Raw genomic sequence first — 15,552 nt, 5'->3', positions numbered from 1 at the left:
GCGCCATGTATTAATTCTTAACAAAATGATAAAGCTGTGGGTTTGGAATACACTTGCCTGTGCAGGGATTCTCAAAGTGCCGCATGTCCGATACCCTTGATCCAATGATTCTCTGCCTGAGTATGTAATTGGCAATAAGGGAAAGACGGACAGCTATGGCACAAACATCGAGCGCAGCACGCGAACCGTCAATGGAAGAGATACTCGCCTCCATTCGTCGGATTATTGAAGACAGCGATGTGTCGCGTCATCCGATGCCTGCGGCGTCTGCTTTTCCAGCGCGTGGTGATGTAGCTAAGTTCCGGACACCTACACATATTCAGGATGCAACTCCAAAAGCAGAAGAAAAGCCCGCTTTGAAGCCCGTTGTCTTCAAGGAAGAACCAGTGTTGCGCGGAGCCGTCTCTGAGCCAGCTCTTGATGTGCCGGTTGCAGATGCGGAAATTGAAGAAGACGATGAAGATTTTTTCGTTCTGAATGCGCAGAACGATGATAATTTCAGCGAAGTTTCGGAAACTGTCGCTGAATTAGACAATGCTCCATCGCTTGAAACGCAGATTGCCAGCGAGTTGAATATAGCGCAGACTGAGCAAGTTACTGTCTTGCCAGCAGAAGCACCGGCTATTGCGAAGGAAGAGCCTGTTAACTTGAAACCAAGTAGCACAGATCATATTTTGTCTGAGGGTACAGAGCGCAAGGTGTCAGCTGCGTTTCAGGACTTAAACCACGCTGTTCACTTAGAACCGCGTCGTTCTTTCGATGATATTGCTTCTGAGATTCTCCGTCCCATGCTGCAAAATTGGCTTGATACCAATTTGCCGCCACTCGTCGAACGGCTTGTTCGTGAAGAAATCGAACGCGTGGTGCGTGGCGAACGCTGATAGACAAATACCAGATTGGACCATTTGACCCGTCTGTCTCGCAGGCGGGTTTTCACTTTTAGGGTGATTTGTTGGCGGTTAGTTGCTATTCAGCCGTCAATCAATTCATTCCGTATTCAGACCGGATAGTTCCATGCTTGAAAAGACTTATGACGCCGCGGCTGTTGAGCCGAAAATCGCTGAACGCTGGGAAGAGGCTGGCGCATTTAAAGCGGGTGCAGGTGCAAAGCCTGGCGCTGATCCATTCGCCGTTGTCATTCCTCCGCCGAACGTGACCGGATCGCTGCATATGGGCCACGCGCTCAACAATACGATTCAGGACATTATGGTCCGTTTTGAGCGTATGCGCGGCAAGAATGTTCTTTGGCAGCCGGGCATGGACCATGCAGGTATTGCGACGCAGATGGTTGTTGAACGTCAGCTTGCGGAGCGTCAGGAACCAAACCGTCACGCTATGGGCCGCGAAAAGTTCATTGAGCGCATCTGGCAGTGGAAGTCGGAATCGGGTGGCTTGATCTCTAATCAGCTTCGTCGCCTTGGTGCATCGTGCGACTGGTCGCGTGAGCGCTTCACCATGGATGAAGGTCTGTCGCGGGCGGTTCTCGAAGTCTTTGTGTCGCTTTATAAGCAGGGTTTGATTTATCGCGACAAGCGTCTGGTCAACTGGGATCCAAAGCTGCTGACTGCGATTTCGGACATTGAAGTCGAATCCCGTGAGATCAAGGGGCATCTTTGGCATCTGCGTTATCCGCTGGAAAACGTGCCTTTTGACCCTGAGAACCCGCATACCTTTATCGTTGTCGCTACAACGCGTCCTGAAACGATGCTGGGTGATACCGGCGTTGCGGTTAATCCGAAGGATGAGCGTTATCACGCATCCATTGGCAACAATATCGTGCTGCCGCTTGTTGGCCGCCGTATTCCGATTGTTGCCGATGATTATGCTGATCCAGAAGCAGGTTCGGGTGCGGTTAAAATCACGCCTGCGCATGACTTCAATGATTTTGAAGTCGGTAAGCGCAACGATCTGCGTGTAATCAATATCCTTACCCCTGAAGCGGCGATCACGCTGAAAAACAACGTTGATTTCCTTGAAGGTCTGGAACTCACACACGAGCTCACTGCGCTCATCAAAGAGTTTGAAGGACTGGATCGTTTCGCAGCTCGCAAGCGTCTTATCGAGACGCTTGAAGAGCAGGGCTATCTGGAAAAGATCGAAGATCACACACATGCGGTTCCGCATGGTGATCGCGGCGGCGTGCCGATTGAGCCATATTTGACCGATCAGTGGTATGTGAATGCTGCAGAACTCGCGAAGCCAGCCATGGCTGCGGTTCGTGATGGTCGCACACAGATCGTGCCAAAGAACTGGGAAAAGACCTATTTCGACTGGATGGAAAACATTCAGCCGTGGTGCGTTTCGCGTCAGCTCTGGTGGGGGCACCAGATTCCGGCATGGTATGGACCTGACGGCAAGTGGTTTGTTGAGAAGAGCGAAGAAGAAGCAAAAGATGCCGCTCTTGCGCATTACGGCGAAGAGGTTGCTCTGGAACGCGATACCGACGTTCTGGATACTTGGTTCTCGTCGGGTCTTTGGCCGTTCTCAACGCTGGGCTGGCCAGACAAGACACCAGAACTCGCAGCCTATTACCCAACCAGCGTTCTCGTTACGGGCTTTGACATCCTGTTCTTCTGGGTTGCCCGTATGATGATGATGGGCATGCATTTTATGGAAGAGATTCCGTTCCATACGGTTTATCTCCATGCGCTCGTGCGCGATAAGCACGGTGCGAAAATGTCCAAATCCAAGGGCAACGTTATCGATCCGCTGGAGCTGATGGATGAGTATGGCGCGGATGCGTTGCGCTTTACGCTTGCCATCATGGCTGCTCAGGGTCGCGACGTGAAGCTCGATCCTGCACGTATTGCTGGCTATCGTAACTTCGGAACCAAGCTTTGGAACGCGACACGCTTTGCCCAGATGAATGGCGTTAAGCTTGATCCGAACTTCAAGCCGGATGATGCCAAGCTTACGGTCAATCGCTGGATTCTCACGGAACTGACCAAGGCAACCCGCGCAGTGACTGATGGTATTGCGAACTACCGCTTCAACGAAGCGGCAGGTTCAGCCTATCGCTTTGTCTGGAACCAGTTCTGCGATTGGTATCTGGAACTGCTCAAGCCAATCTTTATGGGTGAAGACGAGGCGGCAAAGGCGGAAGCACAGGCAGCGGCGGCTTATTGTCTGGATGAGATCTACAAGATGCTTCATCCATTCATGCCATTCATGACCGAAGAGCTTTGGACGCTGACCGCAGGTGAGGGTACAAAGCGCGATAGCGTTCTGGCGCTGGCAGAGTGGCCGCAATTGTCGTTCGAAGACGAAGAATCTGCGACTGACATTAATTGGCTGGTTGATCTCGTCATGGGCGTTCGTTCTGTTCGTGCGGAAATGAATGTTCCAGCCGGTGCTGTGGCTCCTATCGTCGTTCTCGAAGCCAATACTGCAACGCTTGACCGCTTTACGCGCCACGATGCTGCAATTAAGCGTCTGGCGCGTGTGGAGTCGGTTTCCTTTGCTGAAGAGGCACCAAAGGGCTCTGCTCAGCTGGTCCATGGCGAAGCAACCATTTGCTTGCCTCTTGGCAGCTTGATTGACCTCAAAGCTGAAGCTGCTCGTATGGCCAAGGAAGCAGGCAAAATTGCTGCTGAAATGGAAAAGATCGATAAGAAGCTTTCAAATGAGAAGTTCGTAGCGAATGCGAAAGAAGAGGTCGTTCAGGCTGATCGTGAGCGTCTGGCCGAACTGAAAGAAGCAGCCGCCCGTGTAGCGACCGCTGAAGCACGTATTCGTGAAGCTGGATAATTAAAAACGGCTTCAGGTTTTGCGCGAATCATAAGCATCCGCTGGTTTCATCGGCGGATGCTTTATTTATTGGAGTTGTATTCGGATCGCGTTTTTTAGACTTTAGCGCTCATCGAACCAGCGTTTCGATTGTTTTTTGACGTTGTTGCGCTTTGGCAACAAGACGATAATTGGGCCGAAAAACGGCGAAAAACGGCTTAAATTTTGTGAAGTCAGCTTAGAAGTTTAGAAGTTTTAGAAATTGTACCTATCAATTTGGGATTTTCGTCATATCCATGTTTCGCTACCCAATCACACATAAATTAATGCACCTTGCGGGTTTAAACATTCCTGATTTACGTTTGCGTCAAAGTAAAAATTATCGGGATCGCTACATTGTGTTTGGGAGGACATTTTATGAAGGTTAAGAGCCTGAAAGTCGCGGGAATCGCTACCGCTTTGCTGGGGAGTGCGGTCAGCGCACATGCGGGTGGCTTCGAGCGCAGTTCGCAGGATTTTGATATTCTGTTTGAGCAGGGTACTGTCATTGATACGACAGGCACATTTGTATCGCCGCAGCGTAAATTGAAGAATATACGTGGTTCCGCGGTGGGAACGTTACCCGCACCTTATGGAACTGGTGGTATAAATCCAGTTACGAACCAGCCATATTCGACAGAAGTCGATGAGGCTAAAGGTTATTGGGTGCCCAAGTTTTCGGCTAAAGTCGATCTGACCGATGATTTGGCATGCTCCGCCCAATATCGTCAACCGTGGGGCATTCATACGGACGTCGGTACTGATACAGTTCGAATGTACACGGCGATTGAGCAGAAAATTTCATCAAACGATTATGGTTTGAACTGTTCATACCGTTTTTCAGCGGGTGAAAAAGGCTTCTTTCGAATTCTTGGTGGTGTGAGCTATCAGGAATTGAAGGGTGAACAGACGCGTATGATTCCCGGGATCAGTCCGCTTAATAACCCGACTAACTTCCCATTTCCTGGCGAGCGTCGCATTGCTTCACTTGATGTAGAAGACAAAGCTGTCGGCTGGCGCCTTGGTGCTGCCTATGAACTCCCTGAATATGCAATTCGAGCGAGTTTAGTTTACCAGTCAGAAGTAAAATACAATTTGTCGGGCTCTATCGACAACCTCGCCGTAAATCCTTTTACCAATCAGGCTATTTCCATTCCGGTTGAAAGTGATGTCGCGACACCGCAATCTGTAGAGCTTAAGCTCCAGACAGGCATAGCGCCTGATTGGCTGGCTTTTGGTTCGATTAAATGGACGGACTGGTCGAGTATTGAACGTGTTTCATTCAATGCTTCCACCAATGTTCAAGTTGTACCAGGTAGGGTGGTTCCCAAGGGAGCAAACATTACCAATTTGAATATGTACTATCAGGACGGCTGGACAGTGAGTGGCGGTATTGGTCACAAGTTCAACGAGCAATGGTCGGCGGCGGGAACCGTGACTTGGGATCGTGGCACCACCACAGGTCTTACATCACAAACCGATATCTGGCTGTTTGGCCTCGGTACCAATTATAAGGCGACCGATAATTTCGAAGTTCGCCTGGCTGGTGCGGCAGGTTGGCTGACGTCTGGCGAAATGGATGACACGGTTATCAATGGTGTGGCAAATCCTAGTGGTTCTAAAGGCGACTTTGGCAATGACTTCATTGGCGCATTGTCTCTAACTGCTAAAGTCAAATTTTGATCTCTGCATTGTAAAAGAAAAGCCCGGCATTGCCGGGCTTTTTTGTTTTGAAAGCAAACTACTTTTCAAGGCGAGCCAGCAGGGATGACGTGTCCCATCGACCGCCGCCAAGCTTCTGAACTTCCTTATAAAACTGGTCGACAAGAGCCGTCACGGGCAATGATGCGCCGTTTCTATTGGCTTCATCGAGGCAGATACCGAGGTCCTTGCGCATCCAGTCGACGGCAAAGCCGAACTCATATTTGCTTTCATTCATAGTGCCGTGGCGATTTTCCATCTGCCATGAGCCTGCAGCGCCCTTGGAAATAACACCGATCAGCTTTTCGATATCTAGGCCAGCTTTCTTGCCAAAATGAATGCCTTCAGAAAGTCCCTGTACCAGACCGGCGATGCAGATTTGGTTGACCATTTTTGCAAGCTGACCCGAACCAACAGGCCCCATCAGGCCGACTGAACGGGCGTAAGCTTCAATGATTGGCTTTGCGCGTTCAAAAACGTCTTCGTTTGCACCAACCATAACTGTGAGCACACCATTTTCAGCGCCGGCTTGTCCGCCCGAAACCGGGGCATCAATGAAATGAAAACCACGCTTTTCAGCTTCGGCATCGAGCTCACGTGCAACTTCTGCTGAAGCAGTTGTGTTATCGATGAATATGGCATCTCTTTTCATCGTTGAGAAAGCGCCATCCTGCCCCGTTGTCACCTGCCGCAGGTCATCGTCATTGCCTACGCAGCAGAAGATAAAGTCAGCATCACGCGCAGCTTCTGCCGGTGTCGCAGCATGATTGCCACCGAATTGTTCAGCCCATTTGACAGCTTTCGCAATTGTGCGATTGAAGACGGTGACATCATAGCCACCTTTTACTTTCAGATGGCCAGCCATTGGATAGCCCATCACGCCGAGGCCGAGAAAAGCCACTTTAATTGCTGTCATTGTCGGATACCTCCAGAGGGAATTTTTGAATGCCTAGAAACACGTAATGTGGCGTCATCACTAGGTGAGGGGTGTCATGACGGCTTTGCGATAAGCATCGCGTTGCGTCAGGCGCTGATACCATTCTTCAAAATGGGGCAAAGAAGGGCGCGTCATCGGAAATTCGAACCATGCATAGGCATAGCAGCCAAGCGGTATATCACCGATGCCAAAAGCCTCGCCTGAGAGCCACGGTTGAGTGGAAAGCGTTTCTTCCGCAATTTGGAACGAGCGTGTAAGCCCATCAATGCCGCGCTGCAAAATCGCCGGATCACGCTTGTCTTCAGGCAAGCGGATCAGATGCATGATGATGTCACGAAAATCGTTGTAAAGCGTCGTTGAAGCCCAATCCATCCACTTTTCGGCTTGGGCTCGCTGCGCAGGGTTTTCGATCCATAACCCACCATTGGGGTTGCTTGCCGCCAGATAACGCACGATGACGTTTGATTCCCAGAGTGTGGTTTCACCATCCTCCAAAAGCGGAATGAGACCATTGGGATTGCGGGATAGAAAATCGGTATTCTGCAACCCGCCAAACTGCCCGCCGACGTCGATCTGTTCATATGCGAGACCAAGTTCTTCGGCTGCCCAAAGCGCCTTTTTTACGTTGGTTGAATTAATTCGACCCCAGATTTTTAGCATTTTTGGCCTGTCATCTTATTACGGAACTGCGTTCATAACGCTTTAAAGCATGTCGCAACTTATCGTATTCAATCGACACGCTTTATCTCTTTGTTTTTACGCATGTCGTTATCGGAAAACCGGTTCCCACTTTTCCGCGACATGCTTTAGATCAGGCGTGCATTTAAAGCAGATCGCCCCCGGTGGCTGCAAGGCTACCGGGGGCGATTAGTTTTCTTTTATTCTTTAATTTAGCGGACCAAATGTCTGGTTAATCGTCTTTCGAGGAAATCCCAGATGTGTCGCAAACACTCGACGATGAGCAAGTAGATAACCGCTGCCCAGATATAGGTCTGGAAGTCGAAGGTTCGTGAATAAGCGCGGCGTGTTTCGCCCATCAGGTCGAGAACCGTGATGATTGCAACGATTGCCGATCCCTTGATCATCAGAATGATTTCATTACCGTAAGGGCGAAGTGCAACAATCAAAGCTTGTGGAAGAATGACTTTCCAGAAGGTGACACGCTTTGAAATGCCAAGGGCTGCAGCACCTTCCCACTGTCCGAGTGCCACACTTTGAATAGCGCCACGCAGGATTTCTGCCTGATAAGCAGCCGTGTTGAGCGAGAAGGCAAGGATAGCACAGTTCCAAGCATCACGGAAAAACACCCATAGACCGATGCTTTCGAGGAAAGGTCTGAACGTACCAAAACCGTAATAGATCAGGAAGGTTTGAGCCAGAAGCGGTGTGCCACGGAAGAAGTAGACATAACCAAATGCCAGACCGCGCAGGAAGCGGTTCTTAGACATTCGCGCGGCAGTGATTGGGAGCGACAGGATCGCACCGATCACGATAGAAATTGCAACCAGTTGCAGTGTGACCAGAAGGCCGGACCAGTAACGCGGCCCATAGGTTTCAAACAGATCAACACGCCACGTATTGTAGAGATAGATGGCAAGACCCGCAAAGAGCAACGCCCATACCGCAACAATGATATGTCCGGCTATTCTGAGACGCGTCCACTTGCGTTCAACTGGCGGCGGAGCAAGAACCTCTGAAATGGTTTCACTCATAATCAGGCTCCTCGCGACGCGTTGTTACCAGCATCCGCCCAGCGAGCGATACGGTTGATGAAGTAGGAGGAGATGATCGCAAGAACCAGATAGAGCAGACATGCGACGCCAAAAAATAGGAATGGTTCTTTCGTGACACGCGCCGCAATTGAGGTCTGACGCAGAATGTCAGAGAGCGTAATGACCGAGACCAGTGATGTGTCTTTCAACAGTACGAGCCAGAGATTGGCCAGACCCGGCAAAGCGATCTTGATGAGCTGCGGCAGGATGACCTTGCGCATGGTCTGCCAATGCGAAAGACCAACCGCATAGCCGCCTTCATATTGTCCACGCGGAATGGCACGGAAGGCCGAGAGGAAGACTTCACTCGAATAGGATGAGAAAACAAAACCCAACGCGATCATGCCGGCGACAAAGGCATTAATCTCGATTTTCGCACTGATTTCAAAAAATGCGAGTGCCTGCTGCAGCAACAGCGATGCACCGAAATAGACCAGAAACAGTGTGAGAAGTTCGGGCAGTCCACGAAAAATGGTTGTGTAAATATTGCTTGCAAGTCGCATGGACGGTTCTGAGGATTGCTTTCCGATCGCGACCAGAAATCCCAGAATTAATCCTAGCGGTAATGTAGCCAGAGCAAGCGAAATGGTGACGAGAAGTCCCCAGGCGATGCTTCGGCCCCATCCTTCTGGACCAAAGCTCAATAAGGTGGCGTAATGTTCCATGCGCCTAATCTCTTCCCTTGGATCTGTTTGCTACGCCTGTTTTAAAGTCGCGGCTTCGCGCCTTTTACAGATCTTGAAATTTATGAACAGTCCAAATAGTCGCGCCGGTTTACTTGGGAGTAAACCGGCGCATAAAAGTTAAATTATCTTAGTTTTCTGCACCATAGGCATCGAAATCAAAGTATTTGTCGTTGATTTCTTTGTACTTGCCGTTGGTACGGATTGCCTTGATTGCCTCGTTGAACTTTTCGATAAGCTCAGGGCGGCCCTTCTTGAAAGCAACGCCTGCACCCGGACCGTGAATTTCAATCACAGGCGGGAAGGTGCCAACCATCTTACAGCAAGCGCCATCTGGCGACTTGAGCCATTCAGCCAAGGTCACGCTGTCGTCATTGACGGCATCAAGACGACCGTTTGCCAGATCAAGACGATATTCTTCAGCAGTCGGATAGGCTTTGATCGTGCTGTCGGTGAAGGTCTTTTCAGAATAGTTGGAATGCGTGGTCGAAACCTGTACGCCAACTGTCTTGCCTGCGAGATCTTCCTTGGTCACGCCTTTGATATCAGTGTCCTTAGGAGCAGCAACACCGGGAGGTGTGTTGTAATATTTGTTCGAGAAATCGACCTGCTTCTTGCGTTCGTCAGTAATCGACATGGATGCGATGAAGGCATCGAACTTGCCGGACTGAAGGGCAGGGATCGCGCCGTCCCACTCTTGCGTAACGAATTCACATTCGGCTTTCATTTCGTCGCAAAGCGCCTTGGCGATATCAACGTCAAAGCCGGAAAGTGTGCCATCTGGCTTGATGAAGTTGAATGGAGGGTAAGCACCTTCCGTACCGATTTTAAGCTTCAGGGGTTCCTGAGCATTGGCGATACCGGCGGTCATGCTGCCGAGTGTGATTGCAAGTGCTGCTACGGATGTTGCTGCAGCGATACGCTGAATAACGCGCATTCTTAGTCCTCTCGTTTCGTTGTGGCTGGTTCCCTGATTCTTTTTCTGGTTCAGCCGCTTAAAGGATGCTGTTGACATGTTTTATCATTAGCAAGTCTGACAGTGATCCCTCATTCACTACACATAGATGCTGGACACAACAACGCGCAATATTTTTTCTTGAACATGCCCAATCATCTACCCAGAAGCTGATATTCCCACCAATTCCGGGTGGATTGCAAGATGGTCCGCGTAATTTAATTGTGCATGCAATATAGCTATTTAAAAGGGAATTTTGCGTTGTATGGTGGTAATTCCAATTTTAGCACTGCGAAATGTGAAAAAATAAGAGAAATCCTCACATCTTCATGACTTGCTGAACGAAGTCTGCAATATCGGCAATCGCGTCCAAATTAAACACGGGTAATTTCGCGTCGTGGTTGATGTGATCGCTGGCGATAGCAACGATGGTTGGGTCGTCGTCCGAAAGGGCCGGCCCAGTGTGTCCACCCGTGCGTCGCAGCTCAATTTTGTAATGAGATTCGCGTTTATAGCCTTCTACGAGAATCAGATCGCAAGGCGAGAGTTTTGCGACAATCTCTTCCAGTGAAGGCTCTTCTTCACCCAGATTTTCATGCATGATCGCATAACGCGCAGATGAGACGATTGCCACTTCACCCGCACCAGCGTTTCTGTGGCGCCACGAATCCGTGCCGACGTGATCAATGTCGAAGTTGTGGTGCGCGTGTTTCACGGTTGAAATCTTGAAGCCGCGCTCGGTAAATTCTTGCACAAGCTTTTCAGTGAGCGTCGTTTTACCTGAGTTTTTCCAACCTGTAATGCCGAATATTTTTTTGGTACCAATGTTTGCTTCGGTCATTGCAGCGCCTCATAGAGCTTTCTTGCGTTTTTCAGGTCTTCGGCTGTGTTGATGTTGAAAAATGCATCGTAGGTTTCGGTAGTTTTCGGCAATGCCTGAAGCGGGAAATCAACTGTCTCAAATCCGATGGTTCGTGCAAAAGCCAGTACGCTAGCCTTTTCAGTATGTTCCAGCCACGCGTTTAATGGCTGCAGGAGATTTGGCTTCCAAAGGCCGAAAATTGGATGAATCTGGCCCTTGGAACTTGCCATCACAATGCGTGCGCCGGTTTTTTGTTGGCGTTCATAAAGACGGTCCATCAGGTCGGACGGAATGAAAGGGCAGTCGCCGGTAACACTAAGCACGAATGAAAATACGCGCGCGTACTCGAATGCAGTCTTAAGGCCAATAAGCGGGCCGCCATAATGCGATTGAACATCGGCAATTATCGGTAAGCTCAAGTCAGGAAGGTCACTCTTGTCGGTGTTTGTATTGATAAACAGGTGATCGACCTGTGGTGAAAGCCGAGCGGCCACCTGCTCCAGAATTGACTTTGAGCCAAGAAATTGAAGGAATTTATCACCAGCAATGCCATCTGCACGCATGCGGCTGGATTGTCCTCCCGCAATAATAGCGCCTGCGATGTGCATTGCTTTAGGCATTAAATAGTTCCCAGCTTGCGTAATTTCTGTTCGCGTTTTTTACGGATGTTTTCGCGATAGACCATGTAAATTCCACTTCCTACCACAAGAACCGATCCGGCGATTGTATAGGAATCTGGTGCCTGATTGAAAACGACGGTGCTCAGCATTATCGCCCACAGCAGGCTCGAATAACGGAATGGCGATACAAATGAGATTTCACCTTCCCGCATGGCCATGATGATGAAGTGATAGCCAACCAGCAAAAGCCCCGCCGCTAAAGCCATCAGAAGCACAGGTCCGGCACTAACAGGTTGCCAACCGCCCATTGGCTCTATCAGCGCGCCGCCCGTAATCATTATGGATCCGGCGGTGAGTGTCGAGAGATAAAGCGTTGGGATATTGGCTGGAATCCGCCGCGTTGCAATATCGCGCATGGCTGTGAAGCATACGCTGGATAAGAGAACGCCAACCACTGCAAGATTTGTAGCGCTGTCTGCACCGGGGCGGATAATAATGATGACTCCGATAAGCCCTATCGAGATACACATCCATCGCTGCCAGCCGACTTTTTCATTTAGAAATAGCACTGCGCCGAGCGTCACAACGAGCGGCGTTACCTGAAAAACTGCTGAACAGAATGCCTGAGAAAGGTGGCCGAGTGAGTAGATATAAGTGATTGTCGCCAAAACCTCGCCCAGCACACGAAGCATCGTCATTGGATCGAGTGAGAGGTTGCGAAACGCTCCGTTGCGCCATGCCAGCAAGCCGATGGCTATCGTGGCAAATATTCCACGAAGAAACATATACTGACCGCTGTTCATATGGACGAGCAAATATTTAGTTATGGAATCGCCGATGGTAAACGTACCCATGGCGAGAAGCATAAACATGCTTGCACGAAAGTTTGCTGACTGCGGCACAATATGAAATCCGGTTTATGGTTCCATATCGCTAGCTTATCGTTTGGATTCGGTCCAATCGATACTTGTTGTGAACTTATTCAAATTATTTATCCGCCAGTAAGGCTCATATGACGCGCAACTGCTGGCCGGTTGTGGTCGCGATCAATAATGAAATCATGGCCTTTGGGCTTGCGTGAGATTGCCTCATCAATCGCATCATTGAGCACGCCGTCGCTTTCGCTCGCACGCACCGCCGCACGCAGATCAGCCTCATCATTCTGACCGAGACACATATAAAGCATGCCCGTGCAGGTAAGACGCACGCGATTGCAACTCTCACAGAAATTATGCGTCAGCGGAGTAATGAAGCCCAGACGACCACCCGTTTCCCTAATCGTGACATAACGGGCAGGTCCACCAGTTCGATATGGAATATCGGTTAGCGTGAATTGCTGGCTTAGGTCAGCACGAAGCTTTGACAGCGGAAGATATTGATCTGTCCGGTCAACTTCGATTTCGCCCATGGGCATCGTTTCAATAAGCGTCATATCCATGTCTCGGTCATGCGCCCAGCGGATCAGCTCTGGTATTTCAAACTCATTGAATTCTTTGAGTGCAACCGCATTGATTTTTACACGGATACCGGCTTTTTGCGCCGCATCAATTCCTTCGATAACCCGATTAACATCGCCCCAGCGGGTGATGGTGCGAAACTTATCCGGATCAAGCGTATCAATAGAAACATTAATGCGCTTCACACCGCAATCAGCCAGTTCCTCTGCATAGCGGGCAAGCTGCGAACCATTGGTGGTGAGTGTCAGCTCATCCAATGCGCCAGTTTCCAAATGCCTCGAAAGACCGCGAATGAGGTGCATGATATTTTTGCGGACCAGCGGCTCACCGCCAGTCAGACGCAACTTGCGCACGCCCTTAGCAATAAAAGCGCTACAAATGCGGTCAAGTTCCTCGAGTGTGAGCAGGTCTTTCTTCGGCAGAAAAGTCATATGCTCTGCCATGCAATATGTGCAGCGGAAATCGCAACGATCGGTAACAGAAACACGCAAATAAGTTACAGCTCGTCCAAACGGATCGATCATCGGTCCATTCGGAGAAACATCAGGCAGTTGAAATAGCCGTTGCGTAATATTTGCCATATGTTCCCATGTTTCGCGAAGTTTGCTCGCTATTTATGAATAGAGATAGTTTTCCTCGTCCACTTTGTCCAGTTTGTGTTCAATCAAACCACCTTCAACAAAATGCGAATAATAAGAATAGACGCTAATGGACGGTATGTTTATTGAAGAAACATACGCTTTCGAAGCGACGGAGAATGATTATGAGCGATGTCTGGCCCACTGAACTGCGTGTCTCAAAGGATCGTAAGCTTTTGACGGTGGCTTTTGAAGGTAACGAACGCTTTGAACTGACGGCAGAATTGTTGCGCGTTTTGTCGCCTTCTGCAGAAGTGCAGGGCCATTCGCCGGAACAACGCGTGACCGTTGGCGGCAAACGCAATGTCGAAATCATGCGCATGGACCCTGTGGGCAATTATGCCGTCCGCATCACCTTTGACGACATGCACGATACAGGCCTGTTCTCGTGGAATTATCTCCATAAGCTTGGCACAGAGAAAGAAACGCTCTGGCAGACCTATCTGGATGAGCTGGCCGAAAAAGGCCTGAAACGCGATCCACGATAAAGAGAAGGGCGATCTTGATCAGATCGCCCTTTGTTTTTAGCCTAGATTGAGTTCTTTGAAGAAGTCATTGCCCTTGTCGTCAATGACGATGAAGGCAGGGAAATCAACCACTTCAATGCGCCAGATGGCTTCCATGCCGAGCTCTGGATATTCAACGACTTCAACTTTTTTGATACAATCCTGAGCAAGACGGGCGGCTGGTCCGCCAATGGAACCCAGATAAAAGCCACCATGCTTGCCGCAAGCTTCGCGAACTTGTCGCGAGCGATTGCCTTTTGCCAGCATTACCATTGACCCGCCGAATGACTGGAACTGATCGACATAAGAATCCATACGGCCAGCCGTTGTTGGGCCGAACGAACCTGATGCATATCCGGTCGGCGTTTTGGCCGGTCCAGCATAATAGATAGGATGGTTCTTGAAATAATCCGGCATGGATTCGCCATTTTCTAGACGTTCGCGAATTTTCGCATGCGCCAGATCGCGTGCGACGATAATCGACCCTGTCAGCGAAAGCTGGGTTTTGACCGGATGTTTCGACAGTTCCTTCAGAATATCTTCCATCGGCTGATTGAGGTCGATTTTGACCACATGCGATGACAGTTTTTCCTCGTCAATCTCTGGCATGTATTGGGCTGGATTGGTTTCGAGCTGCTCAAGGAAAATACCGTCTTTGGTGATCTTGCCCTTCGCTTGACGATCGGCTGAGCAGGAAACGCCAAGGCCGATAGGCAGGGACGCACCATGACGGGGCAGGCGGATAACGCGCACGTCATGGCAGAAATATTTGCCGCCAAACTGCGCGCCTACACCGAGCGACTGCGTCAGCTTGTGAATTTCCGCTTCCATTTCAAGGTCACGGAACGCATGGCCGGTTTCCGACCCCTCGGTGGGGAGTTCATCAAGATAGCGCGTAGACGCGAGCTTGACGGTCTTAAGGTTCATTTCGGCAGATGTGCCGCCGATAACGATTGCCAGATGATAAGGCGGGCAGGCGGCTGTGCCGAGGCTAAGGATTTTATCTTTCAGAAACTCGATCAGCCGATCATGTGTCAGCAGTGAAGGTGTTCCCTGAAACAGAAACGTCTTATTTGCCGAACCGCCACCTTTGGCAACAAACAGGAATTTGTAAGCGTCTTCGCCTTCTTCATAGATGTCGATCTGAGCAGGCAAATTGTTCTTGGTATTTTTTTCCTCGAACATCGACAGAGGTGCGAGCTGCGAATAGCGCAGGTTTTTCTTGTTATAAGCATCAAGAACGCCAGCGCCGAGCGCATCAGCATCGCCACCTTCGGTCCAGACGCGACGGCCCTTTTTGCCCATAATGATCGCTGTGCCGGTATCCTGACACATAGGCAGCACGCCACCAGCCGCAATATTGGCGTTCTTCAGAAGATCATAAGCGACGAAGCGGTCGTTATCAGTGGCTTCAGGGTCTTTCGTGATATTTGCAAGCTGTTGCAAATGACCAGGACGCAGCAGGTGATTAATGTCTGCAAAGGCAGCTTCCGACAGAATGCGCAGGCCTTCCGCGTCAACGCTCAGAATTTCCTGTCCCTTAAATGTATCAACTGAAACATAGTCGGAGGTCAGTTTGCGATAAGGGGTCTTGTCTTCGCCCATCGGGAAAAGATCGGCGGCGCTTGCTTCTGCCATTGTGGTACCTCGCTTGCT

14 protein-coding genes are annotated in these 15,552 nt (G+C 50.0%); 4 read left to right on the top strand and 10 right to left on the bottom strand.

Going from position 1 to position 15,552, the window contains the following annotated elements:
- Positions 1-155: 155 nt before the first annotated feature.
- The 3 genes from J2782_RS03990 to J2782_RS03980 all read left to right on the top strand — a co-directional run bounded on the left by J2782_RS03990 (position 156) and on the right by J2782_RS03980 (position 5,448).
- Positions 156-881 (top strand): PopZ family protein, encoded by a 726-nt coding sequence (locus J2782_RS03990; protein WP_310010284.1) that lies wholly within the window; start codon positions 156-158, stop codon positions 879-881.
- 133 nt (positions 882-1,014) lie between these two features.
- Positions 1,015-3,747, top strand: a complete 2,733-nt coding sequence (locus tag J2782_RS03985; protein ID WP_310010283.1) for a valine--tRNA ligase — start codon at positions 1,015-1,017, stop codon at positions 3,745-3,747.
- Between the two features lie 396 nt (positions 3,748-4,143).
- Positions 4,144-5,448 carry an OmpP1/FadL family transporter gene (locus J2782_RS03980; RefSeq protein ID WP_310010282.1) on the top strand — a complete coding sequence of 435 codons (1,305 nt, stop codon included), beginning with the start codon at positions 4,144-4,146 and terminating at the stop codon, positions 5,446-5,448.
- Positions 5,449-5,506: 58 nt separating this feature from the next.
- On the opposite strand, the gene J2782_RS03975 is transcribed toward J2782_RS03980, so the two are convergent.
- From J2782_RS03975 to moaA, 9 genes are all read right to left on the bottom strand, one after another.
- Positions 5,507-6,382, bottom strand: a complete 876-nt coding sequence (locus J2782_RS03975; RefSeq protein ID WP_310010281.1) for an NAD(P)-dependent oxidoreductase — start codon at positions 6,380-6,382, stop codon at positions 5,507-5,509.
- Positions 6,383-6,442: 60 nt separating this feature from the next.
- Positions 6,443-7,063: a glutathione S-transferase family protein gene (locus tag J2782_RS03970; protein WP_310010280.1), complete on the bottom strand. Its 621-nt coding sequence runs from the start codon at positions 7,061-7,063 to the stop codon at positions 6,443-6,445.
- A gap of 230 nt (positions 7,064-7,293) precedes the next feature.
- Positions 7,294-8,115: an ABC transporter permease gene (locus tag J2782_RS03965; protein WP_310010279.1), complete on the bottom strand. Its 822-nt coding sequence runs from the start codon at positions 8,113-8,115 to the stop codon at positions 7,294-7,296.
- Positions 8,116-8,117: 2 nt separating this feature from the next.
- Positions 8,118-8,840 (bottom strand): ABC transporter permease, encoded by a 723-nt coding sequence (locus tag J2782_RS03960; protein WP_310010278.1) that lies wholly within the window; start codon positions 8,838-8,840, stop codon positions 8,118-8,120.
- A gap of 148 nt (positions 8,841-8,988) precedes the next feature.
- Complete coding sequence (locus J2782_RS03955) at positions 8,989-9,795, bottom strand: ABC transporter substrate-binding protein (protein ID WP_310010277.1); 807 nt, start codon at positions 9,793-9,795, stop codon at positions 8,989-8,991.
- A gap of 337 nt (positions 9,796-10,132) precedes the next feature.
- The gene (gene mobB / locus J2782_RS03950; protein WP_310010276.1) at positions 10,133-10,654 is read right to left on the bottom strand and encodes a molybdopterin-guanine dinucleotide biosynthesis protein B; all 522 of its coding nucleotides are present in this window, start codon (positions 10,652-10,654) and stop codon (positions 10,133-10,135) included.
- On the bottom strand, positions 10,651-11,295 hold the full coding sequence (gene mobA / locus J2782_RS03945) for a molybdenum cofactor guanylyltransferase (RefSeq protein WP_310010275.1): 645 nt from the start codon (positions 11,293-11,295) through the stop codon (positions 10,651-10,653). The genes mobB and mobA overlap by 4 nt, the downstream gene beginning before the upstream one ends.
- Positions 11,295-12,161, bottom strand: coding sequence for a DMT family transporter (locus J2782_RS03940; protein ID WP_310011055.1), 867 nt, complete (start codon positions 12,159-12,161; stop codon positions 11,295-11,297). The genes mobA and J2782_RS03940 overlap by 1 nt, the downstream gene beginning before the upstream one ends.
- 125 nt (positions 12,162-12,286) lie before the next feature.
- A complete protein-coding gene (gene moaA, locus J2782_RS03935) occupies positions 12,287-13,333 on the bottom strand; it encodes a GTP 3',8-cyclase MoaA (RefSeq protein WP_310010274.1) in 1,047 nt (348 codons plus the stop codon).
- A gap of 182 nt (positions 13,334-13,515) precedes the next feature.
- Here moaA and J2782_RS03930 point away from each other — a divergent pair, with 182 nt between their 5' ends.
- On the top strand, positions 13,516-13,878 hold the full coding sequence (locus tag J2782_RS03930) for a gamma-butyrobetaine hydroxylase family protein (protein ID WP_310010273.1): 363 nt from the start codon (positions 13,516-13,518) through the stop codon (positions 13,876-13,878).
- A gap of 36 nt (positions 13,879-13,914) precedes the next feature.
- Here the strand turns inward: J2782_RS03930 and J2782_RS03925 are convergent, their stop codons facing one another.
- Entirely contained in the window at positions 13,915-15,534 is a 1,620-nt protein-coding gene (locus tag J2782_RS03925; protein ID WP_310010272.1) for a fumarate hydratase, read from the bottom strand.
- Positions 15,535-15,552: the final 18 nt, after the last annotated feature.

Source organism: Brucella pseudogrignonensis, from assembly GCF_031454375.1.
Lineage (GTDB): Bacteria > Pseudomonadota > Alphaproteobacteria > Rhizobiales > Rhizobiaceae > Brucella > Brucella pseudogrignonensis_A.
Note: the sequence above shows the minus strand (reverse complement) of the source record. Positions and strands in the feature narration are given on the sequence as shown.